Origin of the sequence: Anaeromicrobium sediminis (genome assembly GCF_002270055.1) — a bacterium.
GTDB classification, from domain to species: domain Bacteria; phylum Bacillota; class Clostridia; order Peptostreptococcales; family Thermotaleaceae; genus Anaeromicrobium; species Anaeromicrobium sediminis.
On the sequence record NZ_NIBG01000027.1, the window covers coordinates 18,555 to 34,990 of the forward strand.

17 protein-coding genes are annotated in these 16,436 nt (G+C 30.8%); 12 read left to right on the top strand and 5 right to left on the bottom strand.

The features are described 5' to 3' along the window. The first annotated feature begins 12 nt into the window (after positions 1 to 12). The 7 genes from CCE28_RS19285 to CCE28_RS19315 all read left to right on the top strand — a co-directional run bounded on the left by CCE28_RS19285 (position 13) and on the right by CCE28_RS19315 (position 5,950). Positions 13 to 1,224, top strand: coding sequence for an ABC transporter permease (locus CCE28_RS19285; RefSeq protein ID WP_095135452.1), 1,212 nt, complete (start codon positions 13 to 15; stop codon positions 1,222 to 1,224). 281 nt (positions 1,225 to 1,505) lie between these two features. Next, the gene (locus tag CCE28_RS19290) at positions 1,506 to 1,709 is read left to right on the top strand and encodes a cold-shock protein (RefSeq protein WP_176461924.1); all 204 of its coding nucleotides are present in this window, start codon (positions 1,506 to 1,508) and stop codon (positions 1,707 to 1,709) included. Between the two features lie 318 nt (positions 1,710 to 2,027). Beyond that, on the top strand, positions 2,028 to 3,107 hold the full coding sequence (locus tag CCE28_RS19295; RefSeq protein WP_095135454.1) for a metal ABC transporter solute-binding protein, Zn/Mn family: 1,080 nt from the start codon (positions 2,028 to 2,030) through the stop codon (positions 3,105 to 3,107). An 11-nt stretch (positions 3,108 to 3,118) separates the two neighbouring features. Beyond that, entirely contained in the window at positions 3,119 to 3,778 is a 660-nt protein-coding gene (locus CCE28_RS19300; protein WP_095135456.1) for a metal ABC transporter ATP-binding protein, read from the top strand. Next, positions 3,738 to 4,595 carry a metal ABC transporter permease gene (locus tag CCE28_RS19305; protein WP_242973032.1) on the top strand — a complete coding sequence of 286 codons (858 nt, stop codon included), beginning with the start codon at positions 3,738 to 3,740 and terminating at the stop codon, positions 4,593 to 4,595. The genes CCE28_RS19300 and CCE28_RS19305 overlap by 41 nt, the downstream gene beginning before the upstream one ends. Positions 4,596 to 4,799: 204 nt before the next feature. Further along, on the top strand, positions 4,800 to 5,261 hold the full coding sequence (gene tadA, locus CCE28_RS19310; RefSeq protein WP_207652934.1) for a tRNA adenosine(34) deaminase TadA: 462 nt from the start codon (positions 4,800 to 4,802) through the stop codon (positions 5,259 to 5,261). 32 nt (positions 5,262 to 5,293) lie between these two features. After that, positions 5,294 to 5,950, top strand: coding sequence for a pentapeptide repeat-containing protein (locus CCE28_RS19315; RefSeq protein ID WP_095135461.1), 657 nt, complete (start codon positions 5,294 to 5,296; stop codon positions 5,948 to 5,950). A gap of 133 nt (positions 5,951 to 6,083) precedes the next feature. On the opposite strand, the gene CCE28_RS19320 is transcribed toward CCE28_RS19315, so the two are convergent. From CCE28_RS19320 to CCE28_RS19330, 3 genes are all read right to left on the bottom strand, one after another. Further along, positions 6,084 to 7,484: a dihydrolipoyl dehydrogenase family protein gene (locus CCE28_RS19320; RefSeq protein ID WP_095135463.1), complete on the bottom strand. Its 1,401-nt coding sequence runs from the start codon at positions 7,482 to 7,484 to the stop codon at positions 6,084 to 6,086. Between the two features lie 77 nt (positions 7,485 to 7,561). After that, a complete protein-coding gene (locus CCE28_RS19325; RefSeq protein ID WP_095135465.1) occupies positions 7,562 to 8,257 on the bottom strand; it encodes an OmpA/MotB family protein in 696 nt (231 codons plus the stop codon). Next, positions 8,238 to 9,047, bottom strand: coding sequence for a motility protein A (locus CCE28_RS19330; protein WP_095135467.1), 810 nt, complete (start codon positions 9,045 to 9,047; stop codon positions 8,238 to 8,240). Before CCE28_RS19330 ends, CCE28_RS19325 begins: the two co-directional genes overlap by 20 nt. Before the next feature lie 316 nt (positions 9,048 to 9,363). On the opposite strand from CCE28_RS19330, the gene CCE28_RS19335 reads away from it, so the two are divergent. The 5 genes from CCE28_RS19335 (at position 9,364) to CCE28_RS19355 (ending at position 14,193) form a co-directional block, all read left to right on the top strand. Further along, positions 9,364 to 10,392 (top strand): FAD:protein FMN transferase, encoded by a 1,029-nt coding sequence (locus tag CCE28_RS19335; RefSeq protein ID WP_095135469.1) that lies wholly within the window; start codon positions 9,364 to 9,366, stop codon positions 10,390 to 10,392. A gap of 146 nt (positions 10,393 to 10,538) precedes the next feature. Beyond that, entirely contained in the window at positions 10,539 to 11,768 is a 1,230-nt protein-coding gene (locus tag CCE28_RS19340) for an efflux RND transporter periplasmic adaptor subunit (protein ID WP_176461925.1), read from the top strand. An 18-nt stretch (positions 11,769 to 11,786) separates the two neighbouring features. Next, positions 11,787 to 12,971, top strand: coding sequence for an ABC transporter permease (locus CCE28_RS19345; RefSeq protein ID WP_095135473.1), 1,185 nt, complete (start codon positions 11,787 to 11,789; stop codon positions 12,969 to 12,971). Between the two features lie 15 nt (positions 12,972 to 12,986). After that, positions 12,987 to 13,508 (top strand): hypothetical protein, encoded by a 522-nt coding sequence (locus tag CCE28_RS19350; RefSeq protein ID WP_095135475.1) that lies wholly within the window; start codon positions 12,987 to 12,989, stop codon positions 13,506 to 13,508. A gap of 7 nt (positions 13,509 to 13,515) precedes the next feature. Further along, on the top strand, positions 13,516 to 14,193 hold the full coding sequence (locus tag CCE28_RS19355) for an ABC transporter ATP-binding protein (protein WP_095135477.1): 678 nt from the start codon (positions 13,516 to 13,518) through the stop codon (positions 14,191 to 14,193). Between the two features lie 55 nt (positions 14,194 to 14,248). Here the strand turns inward: CCE28_RS19355 and CCE28_RS19360 are convergent, their stop codons facing one another. Both CCE28_RS19360 and CCE28_RS19365 read right to left on the bottom strand, forming a co-directional pair. Beyond that, positions 14,249 to 15,667: a HAMP domain-containing sensor histidine kinase gene (locus tag CCE28_RS19360; RefSeq protein ID WP_095135479.1), complete on the bottom strand. Its 1,419-nt coding sequence runs from the start codon at positions 15,665 to 15,667 to the stop codon at positions 14,249 to 14,251. A gap of 1 nt (position 15,668) precedes the next feature. Further along, a complete protein-coding gene (locus CCE28_RS19365) occupies positions 15,669 to 16,343 on the bottom strand; it encodes a response regulator transcription factor (protein WP_095135481.1) in 675 nt (224 codons plus the stop codon). Positions 16,344 to 16,436 lie beyond the last annotated feature (93 nt).

A 16,436-nucleotide genomic window follows, 5' to 3' on the forward strand; every position in this document is an offset into this window, starting at 1 on the left:
AAAGGTGATAATATGAATATTTTAGAGAGTATAAAAATGGCTATTCTGTCTGTTCGCTCAAACAAGTTGAGAACCATACTAACCATGTTAGGAATAATAATAGGAATCTCTTCCGTAATAACATTAGTGGCCCTTGGAAAAGGCAGTCAGGAGTCCATGAATAAGGAATTTAAAAATATTGGTGTAAATAGAGCAACCATATATATTAATGAGGATGAATATGTAAGTGAAGAAATTAATATGGATCATAATGATTTAGATGCAATTAAAAGAATTTATGGAAATGAAATAGAGGCAGTATCTTTCGAGCAAACATTATCTGGAACTATGAATTTAGGCAGAAAAACTTATAATATGAATTTATCAGGAGTTAGTTCAGATTATAATAAAATAGATAATTTTAAAATCACAAAGGGGCGATTTTTAATTGAGGGTGATGTGTTAGCTGGGAGGTATTCTACTGTAATAGAGTCAAAATTGGCTAAGAAATTTTTCCCTTCCATGAATCCATTAGGAAAAAGGCTTACCTTTGACGTGGATGGTCAAACCCTTTCCTATGTGATAGTTGGTGTATATGAAAAACCAAAGAGTCGTATGATGATGGGGGGAGGAAAGGAGACTTTTAACCTATATGCACCCTATACTAATGTGGAACAAATTACAGGAGAGACAACCTATAATTCCCTAGAGGTAAATGTTAAAAGTGGAGAAAATGTTAAAGAGACTATGAATAGTATTGTAAAATTACTTGAAAAAAGACATGATGTGGTAGGCAAAAATAAATATGTTTTTTATTCAGCTGAAAGTGAAATGAAGATGGTAAACAAAATTACAGGTACCATGACCACATTCATAAGTGCCATTGCAGCCATATCTCTTTTAGTTGGTGGTATAGGAATAATGAATATTATGCTCGTATCCGTCACAGAGAGAACGAGAGAAATTGGTATAAGAAAGGCAATAGGAGCAAATAAACAAGTCATTTTAGTTCAATTTTTAGTAGAGGCTATAATTGTGTCAGGTATGGGAGGTCTTATAGGAATAACTTTAGGTTCAGGACTAGCATATGCAGTTGGATCATTTATTAAGATAACTCCTAAGGTGGGTTTAAATACCATATGTATAGCATTTGCATTCTCTGCTTCCATAGGTATATTCTTTGGATTGTACCCAGCAAATAAAGCTGCAAATTTAAATCCAATTGATGCTTTAAGGTATGAATAGGTATAATAAGAAACTACATTTATGATAAATTTTGAAGGGATTTGAATTTTATCCTTAAAATATTTTCAAAAAAATAAATATTTTAAGAATAAAATCATTGTCTTTTGATTAATAATAAGATATAATAGTAAAGAACTTTGATTTACAGTAAAAATAATTAATTAAGTTTTAAGTATATAGATCGTAGTAATTTAACTGTAGCATGTATACTTTTAAAATTTTTGTTGATTAAGTATTTTTCTAAAGATTCAAGGTAATAAAAATTTTGGAGGTATATTAACATGATGAATGGTACAGTTAAATGGTTTAACTCAGAAAAAGGATTTGGATTTATTACAGGAGAAGACGGAAAAGACGTATTCGTACACTTCTCTCAAATTCAAAAAGATGGATTCAAGAGCTTAGAAGAAGGCGAAGAAGTAACTTTCAAGGTTGTTGAAGGTCAAAAAGGACCTCAAGCTGAAGAAGTAACTCCAGTTAGATAATTTAAACTATAAAAAAACAAGTCTAAGGATTTATCCTTAGGCTTTTTTTTATTGCTTATTAACAAATTATAATATTTTGATACTGTGGATAAGCAATAAAATAAGTGGGTGTGGGGGAAGAATTCCCCTGACTCTTTGACGAAAGGTGTTCAGATTGCCAGGGCGAACCATAGGGTTCCATAACGAATCATACGTAGTATGATTTTTTTTGTATTTTATTACAATTTTTTGCCAATATTATAATATGGGTCATTGTCATTGACAATATTATAAAATACTATATAATGAGAATGATAATCAATTAGATGAGGTGAAGAAATGAAATATAATAAATACATTGTGCTATCATTAATATTGACCACCCTATTATTAATAGGTGGTTGTAGTAAAAAAGAAGAAAATGCAAATTCTGAAAACACAGTGAAAGATGAAAAGGTAAAAATAGCTGTATCTATAATTCCTCAAGAAACCTTTGTAAAAGCAGTAGGTAAAGATTTAGTAGAGGTAACTACTATGATACCTCCAGGACATAGCCCTGCTAATTATGAACCTACGCCTAAGGAAATGATAGGTCTTAGTAATGCCAGTATGTATTTTGCCATAGGTGTACCTACTGAAAAGGCTAACATATTAACTAGGCTAGAGGATTTAAACGAAGATATTAAAATTATTAATTTACAAGATGAAGTTGGAAAGGTATATGAACATAGAAACTTTAGTGAGGAAGAGGAACATGACCATGAAAGTCATGAAGAAGAGGGTGTACATGAAGACCATGGCCATGAAAGTCATGAAGAAGAAGGCACACATAAAGACCATGGCCATGAAAGTCATGAAGAAGAAGGCACACATGAAGACCATGACCATGAAAGTCATGAAGAAGAGGGAACACATGAAGATCATAACCATGAAGGGGTAGACCCTCATATATGGTTATCTCCAAAGAGAGTTAAAATTATGGTAAATACCATAAAGGATAATTTAATAGAAGTAGATCCACAAAATAAAAATATATATGAAGAAAATGCTAAATCCTATATTGAAAAACTAGATAAAGTGGATAAGGAAATAAAAGAAAGTTTAAAGGGAACAGAAGAAAAATCATTCATCATATATCATCCTTCCTTTGGTTATTTTGCAGATGATTATAATTTAAATATGATAACTATAGAAGAAAATGGAAAAGAAGCTACAGCTAAGAGATTAAAGAAAATTATAGATCATGCTAAAGATGAAAATATAAAATTTATATTCTACCAAGAAGAATTCCATAGTGAACAAGCAGAGACCATAGGAAAGGAAATAGGTGCAGAAGTGATTGAGGTATCTCCTTTAGCTCCAAATTATATAGATAATATGAGAAATATGGCAGAAAAGTTTAATAGAGGATTAAACTAGGAGGTACGTATATGAATCAAATAAGCATAAAAGATTTAAGCGTATATTATGATTCTATATGTGCTCTAGATAATATAAACCTGACTATTAAGGATAGAGAATTTTTAGGAATTATAGGCCCTAATGGAGGAGGAAAGAGTACTTTAATCAAAGTTCTATTAAATTTAATAAAACCTTCTAAGGGTACTGTTTCTTTGAATGAAAAATCTATTGGATATGTGCCTCAATTTAGAAACTTCGATAAGACCTTTCCCATAAGTGTGATGGAAGTAATATTAATGGGAAAATTACCTGAAAAATTGAGACTGTTTCACAAATATAATAAAAAAGATAAGATTAAAGCAGAAAATATAATGAGCAAATTAAATATAATAGAATTTAAAAATAGGCAAATAGGCCAATTATCAGGAGGCCAATTACAAAGGGTATTAATAGGCAGGGCCCTAATGAGAGACCCAGATGTATTGGTTTTAGATGAACCCACATCGAGTTTAGATAGTAAGGGAAGAAAGAATATATATGATATGTTAAAAAAGTTAAATAAAGAAAAAACCATTATAATGGTTAGCCATGATATGAATCACATATTTAATTATGCAGATAGGGTCGTTCACCTTAGTAAAACAATGGATGAAGAAAAAATTCAAAGAGGTGATAGACATGTTTTATGATTTATTTCAATATGAGTTCATTGAAAATGCCATTAAGGGAGCTTTTTTAGCAAGTATTGTGTGCGGAATAATAGGTACTATCATAGTTGAGAAGAGTTTAGTGAGCATGAGTGGAGGTATAACTCATGCTTCCTTTGGAGGAATTGGCCTGGGATATTATCTAGGTATTGAGCCCATGATAGGAGCCCTCATATTTTCCACAATGGCATCTTTAGGGATAACGGCCATAAAAAGAAGTAGTAATACTAAAGCAGATACTTTAATAGGCATGTTCTGGTCATTAGGAATGGCCCTTGGAATATTATTTATTAACTTGACTCCAGGATACCCACCAGATATGACATCCTATTTATTTGGAGATATACTCACTATTTCTTCTCAATATATAAATATGATGATAGTCCTAACTGTTATTATATTAGGGGCTATTGGCAGTATATTTAATCACTGGAAGGCCTATTTGTTTGATGAAGAGTTTTCCAAATCCTTAGGGATTAATATTTTAAATCTGGAAAAATTATTATATGTATTAATATCGTTTAGTATAGTTATACTTATAAAGGTTGTAGGTATCATATTAGTTATAGCACTACTAACTATTCCAGTTGCTACAGCAAAATTACTTACTTATAATTTACAAAAAGTAATGATTTTATCAAGCATATTTGGAGTTATATATAGCCTTAGTGGGTTATATATATCCTATGAATATAATATTCCATCGGGAGCAACGATTATATTGGTATCAATATTTGCATATATACTTACAAATATTGGCGTGAAAGTAATAAAAAATAAAGAGCTGAATTTTATATAAAATTCAGCTCTTTATTTTTTACTTATTATCACGGGAAGTAGTTTGTACAACTAATTTATTATTGGATTTTCCAGCCTCATAAACTATGATTTCAATATAATACACCGGATTGTATAATGCAAGGTAGTGAAATATAATTTTTACTTAAATAAATAATAATAATATAATATAGTAAGTATGTTAGGAAAAATGGGAGTGAAATTAATGGATGAAATTTATATGGAAGAAGCCTTAAAGGAAGCTAGGAAAGCAGCTTCAATAGGTGAAGTTCCTATTGGTGCGGTAATAGTAAAAGATAATGAAATAATAGGACGAGGATACAATAGAAGGGAAATAGACAAGGACCCAACTGCCCATGCAGAAATGATTGCCATAAAGGAGGCGTCTAAAAATTTAGGTGGATGGAGGCTGATAGGTTGTAGTATGTATGTGACAGTAGAACCTTGCCCCATGTGTGCAGGAGCCATCATGCTATCTAGAATAGATAATCTAATAATAGGAACTATGGATCCAAAGGGTGGAGCTTGTGGATCTATAATAAATATTCCTGAAGATGAAAGATATAATCATATAACAAAGGTAACGAGAGATGTACTTAAAGAAGAATGTTCAAATACCATGAAAGAATTTTTTAGGAATCTGAGGAAAAATAAAAAGAAGATATAAATGGATTTTAAATTAAAATAGGGGGAATTAACATGGGTGAGAAAAAGGGAAAATATAAAATCGTAGCTCCTAAAATACCAAAGAATCTAGAAGAATACATATCATTAGATCCAAATATCCAAGATGAAGATCTTATATCTATGAAAGTGATTTGTGATTGTGAGATTGAAAATGAGATGGCAGAACATGTAGAGTTTAAACAAATCATATTTAGAAATGTTAATTTCAAAGAGGTATCATTTAAATTTATAGAATTAACAGATATTAGGTTTGAAAACTGTGATCTATCAAACGTAGATTTTTATGGAGCTATCATACATAGGGTGGAGTTAATAAACTGTAAGATTGTAGGTATTAATTTGAGTGAGTCATCCTTACAAAATGTAAAATTTGAGAATTGTAATGGACGTTATTCTTTTTTTTCATTTTCAAAATTAAAGCAAGTAGATTTTAATAATTCTCTTTTACAAAGTACTAATTTCCAAAATTCTAATTTTGCTAAGGTTAGATTTGAAGAATGTAATCTACAACAGGCTCAAATGTCAGGAACCAAATTAAAGGGAATTGATTTCAGTAGTTGTGAAATAGAAGGATTAGGAATAAGAATAGAAGATTTATCTGGAGTGGAAGTTTCTCCAATGCAAGCGGTATCACTTTCAAAATTAATGGGTCTTATTATTAAAATATAATTGAAGGTGAATAATCCTTTGCTTTTATTTAGATGTTTTATAACAATGAATAAAAGTAAAGGATTATTTTATAAAAAAATAACTCAGGTATAAGATTTACAAGTCTCTTAACTATTCATATAGTGAATTGATTTTATTTAGATATATTTTTTATGGTTTTCACTATTAAATTATTATTCAAGTAATCTAAATAGGCCTTCTTACCAATTTTCCTTATAATATCCGAATAGGTAGGATAGGCATAAATCATATCTGCAGTTTTTTTTATGGGAATATTGAATTTTTTTAGCATTTGAATTTCATGGATGAGTTCTCCTGCCCTATTACCTATAATATGGGCACCTACTATATTATCCTTATGACATATGACTTTCACAAACCCCTGTTCATTATCGGTAATTGCCCTATCTAAATGGGAGTAAGTTTCTGTGTATACTTTAATATTATCATATTTCTTATGGGCTTCTTCTTCCGTATATCCTATGTGAGAAATTTCAGGATCTGTAAAGGTAGTCCATAAAACTTGGGAGTAATCAGTTTTTTTCTTCACTGGGAATATACAATTAAAGGCAGCTATGAAACCTTGATATTCAGCCATATGGCTAAATCTATAGGGACCTGCAATATCACCAGCAGCATAAATGTTAGATACACTAGTTTGAAGCTTATCATTGACTATTATTTTATTAGAATCGTAATCTACACCTATTTTCTTTAAATTCATATTATCTAAATTTGGCTTTCTACCTGTGGCAACTAATATTTTTTCAAAGGATGAAAAATAACCCATATTACCATTATCTAAGTAGTGTATAGTGCCATCCTCTATCTTTTTGAGCTTTACATTTTTGTGTATTTCAATTCCTTCTCCTAAAAGAATATCTTCTATCCTTTTAGATGTTTCTTTTTCTTCTTTTTTTAGAATCCTATCTCCACGTAACAATATATCTACAGAAACTCCCAATCTATTTAGGGCTTGAGCCAACTCTATACCTATGGCTCCAGCACCAATAACTCCCATGGATTTAGGCAATTTTTCTAAGTTAAATATGGTTTCATTAGTAAGTATATAATCAGAATCTATCCCCTTTATGGGAGGAAGTTTCGGACTAGTTCCTGTAGCTATAATAAAATTTTTCCCTGTAATATTTTCACCATTAACAGAGATAGTATTTGAATTTATAAAGGAAGCATGTCCCTTTAATACAGAAATTCCTCTTTCTTCGAAGCTATGGGGTTTTTCTTCTTCATATACTTTATTTACTATGCTTTTCACATAATCCATTACATTTTCCGTATTTAATTTATATTTTAAATCTATACTATAATCCTTCAATGTAGTCACATTATAAGTCAGCTTAGCAGCTTTTATAAGGGCCTTACTAGGAACACACCCAGAGTGTGTACATTCTCCACCTATTTTATTTTTTTCCACTAATAGAACTTTCTTTTTAAATCCATTTCCAGTAAATGAGGCCGTAATACCTGCTCCACCAGCTCCTATTATTACTATGTCATAATCATATTTCTTCATAAAAAGACCTCCTTTGTGGGAATCATATATTAATGATACCCTCAAAAGGAGGTTATTATCACTTTACTATTGAAATTTTAATTAATAATTGTTATTTCTATCCTTCTATTATTAGATCGTCCTTTAGGAGTATCATTGGTATCTATGGGATTAAGTTCTCCATAACCGCTAACAGACATGCGAGATTTATCTATTCCCTTTACTTCTGTAAAATATTTTACTACTTCTATGGCCCGAGCCACAGATAATTCCCAATTGGAAGGATACTTATCCGTTTGAATTGGAATGTTATCCGTATAACCTTCTACTATAATGTTATTTTCTATTTTAGTTAACTTGTCTCCTATTTTACTAAGGGCCAATTGACCTTCTTCAGACATGGCTGAATCTCCACTGGAGAATAGGACATTATCTTTAAATCTAATGGCTATCCCCTTTTCATTTTGAAGAATATTAACCTTATCTAACATGTCATTATCACGTAAAAATTTTATAAACTCCTCTTCTGAAGTATGTATATCCTTTTCTATATTTTTAAGATTGAAAAGTTCCACAGATAAATTTTTATTAGTAGTTTTTAATTTTTCATTTTCTTCAGATAAGGTGGCCACTTCCTCCTTTAATGCATTTTTCATGGAGTATAACATATTTGTTTTTTCTTCAGATAAATTGAAGAATATAATAAAAAAGCAAAGGATTATTGTAACCATATCTGAATAAGTAATAAGCCAATTAGATGAAACATCAAAATCATCATGATATGAGTCTTTCATAAGAAGTCCCCCTTCTAGCTGGATAAGCAAGTCGTTTATCTTCTTTGAGCATAACGTTCATTTTATCAAATACATCTCTAGGTGAATTATTTTCAGATATAGATAAGATGCCCTCTTTAATAATAGTGTATCTGAGAATAATATTATCTATATAATTTTTCACCCTACCCATTAAAGGTGTGGCTATGAAATTTGCTATTAAACTTCCATAAAGGGTACTTACTAAAGCTGATGCCATATTAGTTATGATCATATTTACTTCGCCCATATTAGATAAAAGGCCAATAAGACCAAGTAAAGTACCAATAAGACCAAAGGCAGGTGAAACATGGGAAATCATTTTTAATATATTTATAGATTTATATAAGTTCATTTTTCTAGACTCAATATCTTTTATAATTACATTCTCTATGGATGCAGTGTTTTTATAGTCCCTAAGTAAAACTAAACAGTCCTTTAAAAATATATCCGATTCCACATCAGAGTAAGAAGATACTCCTAAAAGGCCATCTTTTTTTACTTTAATACTTAAATCATATAATTTTAAAATATCTTTCTCATAATCTATGGGAGTTTGAATACTATTTTTTATGATTTTTACAGTATCCATTAGGACATGAAAGGGAAAGCTTATGAGAATAGACAAGGCGATTCCTCCAACTATTATTTCTAAAGCAGTTATATTTAAAAGGGCTTTAGTAGGCACTGTAGTAAACAGGGAATGAAATACTACGCCTGATAAAAGTATGAGGATTAAATTCTTTTTGGTATTTAGATTTAAACTTTTCATAGATTCCTCCTAATTAATAGTTCCATCATTTTAAATTATAGCACAAAAGAAATAGACTTTATTAGACACCTTATAGGACTATTTTTATTAAAAACACAAAAGAATTGGTAAAATAGGAATATGGGACAATTTTTTTCTATAATACTAGGGTGAAACATTTTTAAGTATAGATAATTCACTCATTATAATGTTAGTAAGTTTAAGGTATAAGCTGGGTACATGACCAGCTTTTAATTTGTAAGGGCATATGATATAATGAAATTTATTGAAATAAATGATAATGATTTTCAATAAAATGGTTGAATGAGGTGATTCGGTGTATAAAAGATTAATACTTTTAATCATAGGTATAAGTATTATTTTTAGTGGTTGTAGTAAAAAAGTAGAACCTATAAAAAGACAGACCTATGCTCTTGGTACTATTATAGATTTTACTCTATTTGAAGAAGATGAAGACAAGGCTAATAAGGCTATAGATAGGGCCATATCAAGAATAAATGAAATTGAAAAAAATATGTCTACAAATATTGGAGAATCAGAAATAAGCAGTGTAAATAAGTATGCTGGGCAAAGAAGGGTAAAGGTTAGTGATGATACTATATATGTGATAAAAAGAGCTTTAGAATTTGGAAAAATATCTGATGGAAAGTTTGATGTTACAATACTACCCCTTATTAAGGCTTGGAATATAGGAACAGATAAGGAAAGGATTCCACCTAAAGAAGAAATTGAGTATCTAATTAAAAATATAGACTACAAAAATGTGGAAGTGAATGATGAAACTAATGAAGTATATTTAAAATCTAAGGAAATGGGAATTGACTTAGGTGGTATTGCTAAAGGATATATAGGCGATGAAGTGAGAAAAATATTTAAAGAAGATGGTATAGATTCTGCTGTAGTTAGTCTAGGTGGAAATGTTACTTTAGTAGGAAAAAAGATAGATAGTTCCGATTGGAAAGTGGGAGTACAAAATCCAGAAAGTCCCAGAGGTTCCCATATAGGAGTTATCCAAGCAGGTGAAACTAATATAGTAACCTCAGGAAATTACGAGAGGTATTTTGAAAAAGATGGAAAGAGATATCATCATATATTAGACCCTGAAAGTGGATATCCAGCAGAAAATGGTGTTATAAGTACAACCATAATAACGATCGATGGCGTAAGTGCAGATGCTTTATCCACATCCATATATTTACTTGGATTAGAAGAGGGAATGAAGCTTATAGAGTCTCTTAGTAATGTGGAATGCATAATCGTTACAGAGGACAGAAATGTATATTCAAGTAGTGGAATAAAGGGCAAATTTAATTTAACAGACGATAATTTTAAGCTAGGTAATTAATTACCTAGCTTTTTTAATTTGCATACTATACTTACACTTTCCTCAAACTTTCATCACATTTGTAAAATAAAATTAATAAGAGAGAAACAATTAATTTAATAATTGTAATAAAGATTAAATAGATCATAAGGAAGGGAGGCCATATATTGAAAAATATATTTATTAAAAAAAATATTCTTATAGGGGCAGTAATTGTAGGTCTACTAGGAGGATTTAGTTTTTATAAAAGTATAGATGCAAACTCTGAAGAAAAAGAAGATGTGGTAGTGACAGAATATACTGTTCAAAAGTCTAATCTAAGTATAGAGTATGTGGGAGATGGTCAATTAGAAATTCCAACAGTAAATTTGGACTTTGAGATTACAGGTAAACTTGAGGATTTATTTGTGGAGCCAGGCAGTGCTGTTAAAAAGGGAGATATTATAGCAACTTTAGATGATACGGATTATGGCAATAAGGCAGAAACCAGCAAAAGACAATACGAGCAAGCCCTATTAAAATATGAACAGGCGAAAGAACAGAAGGAATTAAACTTAATAGCAGAAAAGGAAAAGTTAGATAATCTTAAATACGCCTTAGATACTTTAAAAGTTGAGTACGAACCTATGACAAAGATGAAAGAATATTATCCAGCATCAGAAATAGAAAAAAAGAGGATAGAATACGAAAAGGCAAAACTTGCTCATGAAAATCAGTTAAAAAGATATAATACATTATCTAATACTAATTTAGATTTAGAAATGGAACAAGTGGCCATAAAGCAAGCAGAATTAAATTTAAAAATAGCAGAGGATGACCTTAGAAATACAGTCCTTGAATCACCTATAGATGGTAAAGTATTATACACTTCCTATAAACCAGGGGAAACTGTAGTGGAAGTTACTAAAGATGAAGATACAACTACAGCAGATAGTACCCATGTGGTTGTATTATCCGATAGTGGAAGTATGGAAGTAATAGTACCCGTATCAGAAATTGATTTATCAAATATAGAAATTGACCAAAATGTAAATTTGGAATTTGAGGCATTTTTAAATAAAAGTTTCCAAGGAAAAGTAACATACATAGAAGAACTTCCAAAGATAGATTCTAGTGGATTAGTAACTTATGATGTGAACATTAGATTAAATGAAAATAACGATAAGTTAAAATCTGGCATGACTTGTACAGCAGCTTTTATTTTAAAAGAGAGAAAAAACGTAATTACTATTCCCAATAAGGCTGTTTATATTAAAGATAAGAAACAATATGTGAAAGTTAAGAAAGAAGATGGAACTGTAGAAGAAAGAAAAATATCTACAGGTCTTACAGATGGTAAATCTGTGGAAGTTACAAAGGGCATAGAAATTGGAGAAATAATCTTAGTAGAAAAATAAAAGTATGGATGTGAAAGTATGGCAATAGAAGAAATTTTCAAGGGAGTTTTGTTAAATATAAAACTCAATAAGTTTAAAGTTTTTTTAACTTCCCTTGGCATAATAGTAGGATCCCTTACTATTATATTTGTCATTGGTATAGGTAAGGGAAGTCAAGCAGAGGTAGAAGAACAATTTAAAAGTTTAAGTGTAGGAACTATCCATGTGATGACTAATTTTAGGGCATCTCCAAATGTAAAACCTTTAGATAAAGAGGATTTAGAAAGAATTAAAGAACAAACACAAAATATTGATAAAGCAGTAATATCAGTAACAACGTCTACTTCTGTATTAGGAAATGGAGAAAGTATGTCTGCATCTACACTAGGAAGTACGCAAGATATTAAAGATACAAATAATTTGAATATAAAGTATGGCAGATTCATATCAGATGAAGACATAAAGAGAGCTAAGATAGCCGTATTGGGATATGATGTAGCAGAAGGACTCTTTGAAGAGGTGACAGAATCCATACTAGGTGAATATGTAACTATAAAAGGTAAGAGATACGAAGTGGTAGGTATATTAGAACAAATTGGTGACACGGGAATGAGAGGCTTTAATCCTGATGAAGGAGTCATAGTACCCTATGAAACGGCTACCAGCTATTTAATAGGAAAAAAGTCAAAACCTAATATTACTGTACTAGCTAAAGGAATAGACTATGTGGATCCTGCCATAGAAGACATAAAAGAAATATTGTCTAAAGAATACAAAGAAGATGATTTAATGATAAGGGATGCTGGATCAAAATTAGTTACGGCAAGGGAATCAGCAAAAAGTATGTCAATATTATTAATGGCCATAGGAACTATAGTATTAATTGTTGGTGGTATAGGCATAATGAATGTTATGTTTGTATCTGTAAAAGAAAGGACTAAAGAAATAGGTATATTAAAGGCCATAGGCGCTAAAAGAAGGGACATATTACTTCAGTTTTTACTAGAGGCCATAATAATAAGTGCGGGAGGAGGAATTATAGCCATAGTATTAGGCATAATTTTAATGCCTCTTGCAGAGTATGGGAGTGTTAGGGTTATTCCATCCTTAGAAGGAAATGTGATAGCTCTCATATTTTCCATTGTTACAGGAACATTTTTTGGATACTATCCAGCTTCTAAAGGGGCAACTTTAAAGCCTATAGATGCACTTAACTATGAATAAAGGGAGATGAATTAAATGAAAAAAATAAAATTATTAATTTTAGCTATAGGGGCAGTATTAATGTTTACAGCTTGTGGAGATAAAGTAGTAGTAGAGGAGACTGTTGTGGAAGGAAAAGAGGGAGTGAGAAGGGAAGTTGCTGCAGAGGTGCAAAAACCAGATAGCTCTCAAAATGAATCAGTTGATGAAATAAGAGAAAAGAAACCACAAATAAATAGACCTACCATGTATGGAAAGGTGCAAAAAATAGTAGGTAATGAAGTTACTTTAATGTTGGCAAAAATGCCTGAACCAGTTCAAATATCCAAAGAGAATAGGGAAAAAATCAGTAGAGAAGAAATGAAAGAAAAAATGAAAAATAGAAAGATAGAATTTACTGGAGAAACGGTAGATATTATAATTCCTGTGGGAGTACCTATTGAAAAGAGAGGTCAAGGTGGAGCGTCTCAAGTTGACTTAGAAAACATAGGTGTAGATTCTATGCTGCAAGTTTGGGTTGAAGATGGAGATGTAGTAAAAGTTCGTATAGCAAGGTAGTGATATTATGAGTGAACCAGTACTTTTAATGAGAGATATAGTAAAAGCCTATGATTTAGGAAAACAAAAGGTTCAAGTATTAAATGAAATTTCACTAAAAATAAATAAGGGTGAATTTGTAGCCGTACTAGGACCATCTGGTTCGGGAAAATCAACTCTTATGAATATTATTGGATGTATTGATACAGCCAATAGTGGTGAATACATATTAGGTGGAGAACCTATTAAAGAAAAAACTGAAAATGAATTGGCTCACATAAGAAATAAGGAGATTGGATTCATATTTCAAAAGTTTAATCTACTTCCTAAATATACAGCTCAACATAATGTAGCCTTACCCCTTCTATTGAGAGGGGTAGAGAGAAACGTAGCTTTTGAAAAGGCAGAGGATTTATTAGTTCAGGTGGGCCTTGGGGATAGAATAGACCATAAGCCCATAGAACTATCAGGTGGGCAACAACAAAGGGTATCCATTGCTAGAGCATTAATAGGAGACCCTAAAATATTACTTGCAGATGAACCTACAGGAAACTTAGATTCTAAATCAGGAGAAGATATAATTAATATGTTTTTAGATCTGAATAAAAAAGGTAATACCATCATATTGATTACCCATGATTTACATGTGGCTCAGCAGGCAAAGAGAATAATTAACGTAAGGGACGGTAAAGTCCATGAAGGTTAAAAAAATAGAAAAAATAATACCAGCTAGAGAACTAGCTGGTATTATTTTTTTATATTTAAGATTTTTTTACTTCTATCCATACTAAAGTACCTTTATTTACTTCACTTTCTATACCATAGGCATAATTATGGGCTTCTAATATATTTTTTACTATAGACATACCTAATCCTGTACCAGATTTATTTCTTTTTCTGGATTTATCAACCTTATAAAATCTTTCCCATATATAGGGAAGGTCCTCTTTAGGGATACCTGATCCAAAATCTTTAAATTCTATTCGAATAGAATTTTTATTATCTAGTAGATTAATTTGAATTTCACTATTCTTAAATGAGTGAATTATGGAGTTATTTAATATATTAAAAAATACTTGAAAGATTTTATTTTCGTCTCCTTCTATAAACAATTCTTTGTTATAGTTAAATAATATATCTATATTTTTTTCCTTAGCAAAATACTTTAATTTATCTATGACCCTAGTTAATATATCGTTTACTATGAAAGGTTCCGTAGTAGGATCATAATATCCAGCTTCCATTTTAGACAAATATAAAATATCTTCTACCATATTAGTAAGTCTGTCAGATTCATCTATTATTACTTTTAAATTTGCTTCCCTACTTTCCTTTTCTTCTCCTTCTATATCCAGGGTGAGTTCTGCATAAGCCTTTATTAAACTTATGGGAGTTTTTAATTCGTGGGAAGTATTAGCTATGAATTCTCGCCTGAAAGTTTCTATCTGACTCAATTGTTCAGCCATTTTATTTATTGTATTCCCAAGGATACCTATTTCATCTTCACCTTTTACGTCTATATTACAATCAAAATTACCCTTTGCAATTTCCTTTGTAGCATTTGTTATTTTTATTATGGGCTTTGCAAACATTTTAGATAGAAATAAGGATAATATAGTCCCAACTAGCAGGGAAATTCCACTTATTATAGATAATTGCCTCTTTAATACAAAAGTAATAGAATTAGTTGAAGAAAGGCCAGAAGATAGCCATACATTACCTATTACTGTATCTCCCTTTTTTATGGGAACTGCCACATTTAAGTGTCTTACAATGTCTTTTCCATCCTTTTTCTGTATTAGACGATTTATATAAAGATCTTGTTTAAAGGAAAATCGTTCAAGTTCACGGTGAGGTTTTTGGCCTAGTATTTTCAGGTCTTTAAATCCTCGTTCTGCTAATAGGTTGTTATATTTAATATTGTTTTGCCTATCGATTATATTTACACGACCATTTAAATCAGAGGCCACTTCGTGGATTTTTTCTGATAAATTTTCAGATTCTATGCCTTCCTTCTCCACAATAGCAGCTATTTCTTTACCGCTATCTACTAGGGAATTGGTTATGGCATTTATATAAAAGTCATTTAGGAAATATACCTGAAATAGCCAGGATATTCCCAATATGAGGAGAATAAGTGCTGTAATAGATATCCAAAGTTTACTTCGTATATTTTTCATATTATTCTTCCACCTTAAACTTATATCCTGTTCCCCATACGGTTTTTATGTATCCCTTATAGGGAGAAAGTTTTTCTCTTAATTGTTTAATGTGGGTATCTACTGTTCTTAAATCTCCTATAAAATCATAACCCCATACTTTACTTAAAAGCATTTCTCTAGAACAGGCTTGCTTGTTATTAGTAGTTAAAAATAATAATAAATCAAATTCCTTTGGTGTTAAGTATACTTCTTTATTATCTACTAACACAATCCTTTCCAATGGAGAAATCTTTATATTTCCATAGTCTAATACATCGTTTTTTACAGTTTTAGAACTTCTTTTTAATATGGCTTTTATCCTAGCTATTAACTCCCGAGGGCTAAAGGGCTTTACTATGTAATCATCTACTCCCAATTCAAATCCAAACAATCTATCGTATTCTTCACCACGGGCAGTTAGCATTATTATGGGAGTATCTAATTTTTCTCGTACTTTCCTACACACGGTCCAACCATCTATTATGGGCATCATCACATCTAATATTATTAAGGAAAAATCATTTTCTGTTTCTAATATTTCTAAAGCAGCACGACCATCACAAGCTTCTGTCACTTCATATTCTTCTTTTTCAACATACTTTCTTATGACTTGGCGCATTTTATCTTCATCTTCAGCTATTAATATTTTTATCATAAAATTGCTCCCTTCTATCCTTATTGAAATCATCATAACATAAAAGGTTTCCGTTAACTATAGGGTAATCATTATCTTTATTAAACATTCAAA

Excerpts from the sequence above, each read along its gene's own strand:
- CCE28_RS19285 (WP_095135452.1), top strand. The coding sequence starts at position 13 with ATGAATATTTTAGAGAGTATAAAAATGGCTATTCTGTCTGTTCGCTCA.
- CCE28_RS19290 (WP_176461924.1), top strand. The coding sequence starts at position 1,506 with ATGATGAATGGTACAGTTAAATGGTTTAACTCAGAAAAAGGATTTGGA.
- CCE28_RS19295 (WP_095135454.1), top strand. The coding sequence starts at position 2,028 with ATGAAATATAATAAATACATTGTGCTATCATTAATATTGACCACCCTA.
- CCE28_RS19300 (WP_095135456.1), top strand. The coding sequence starts at position 3,119 with ATGAATCAAATAAGCATAAAAGATTTAAGCGTATATTATGATTCTATA.
- CCE28_RS19305 (WP_242973032.1), top strand. The coding sequence starts at position 3,738 with ATGAAGAAAAAATTCAAAGAGGTGATAGACATGTTTTATGATTTATTT.
- tadA (WP_207652934.1), top strand. The coding sequence starts at position 4,800 with ATGGATGAAATTTATATGGAAGAAGCCTTAAAGGAAGCTAGGAAAGCA.
- CCE28_RS19315 (WP_095135461.1), top strand. The coding sequence starts at position 5,294 with ATGGGTGAGAAAAAGGGAAAATATAAAATCGTAGCTCCTAAAATACCA.
- CCE28_RS19320 (WP_095135463.1), bottom strand. The coding sequence starts at position 7,484 with ATGAAGAAATATGATTATGACATAGTAATAATAGGAGCTGGTGGAGCA.
- CCE28_RS19325 (WP_095135465.1), bottom strand. The coding sequence starts at position 8,257 with ATGAAAGACTCATATCATGATGATTTTGATGTTTCATCTAATTGGCTT.
- CCE28_RS19330 (WP_095135467.1), bottom strand. The coding sequence starts at position 9,047 with ATGAAAAGTTTAAATCTAAATACCAAAAAGAATTTAATCCTCATACTT.
- CCE28_RS19345 (WP_095135473.1), top strand. The coding sequence starts at position 11,787 with ATGGCAATAGAAGAAATTTTCAAGGGAGTTTTGTTAAATATAAAACTC.
- CCE28_RS19350 (WP_095135475.1), top strand. The coding sequence starts at position 12,987 with ATGAAAAAAATAAAATTATTAATTTTAGCTATAGGGGCAGTATTAATG.
- CCE28_RS19355 (WP_095135477.1), top strand. The coding sequence starts at position 13,516 with ATGAGTGAACCAGTACTTTTAATGAGAGATATAGTAAAAGCCTATGAT.
- CCE28_RS19360 (WP_095135479.1), bottom strand. The coding sequence starts at position 15,667 with ATGAAAAATATACGAAGTAAACTTTGGATATCTATTACAGCACTTATT.
- CCE28_RS19365 (WP_095135481.1), bottom strand. The coding sequence starts at position 16,343 with ATGATAAAAATATTAATAGCTGAAGATGAAGATAAAATGCGCCAAGTC.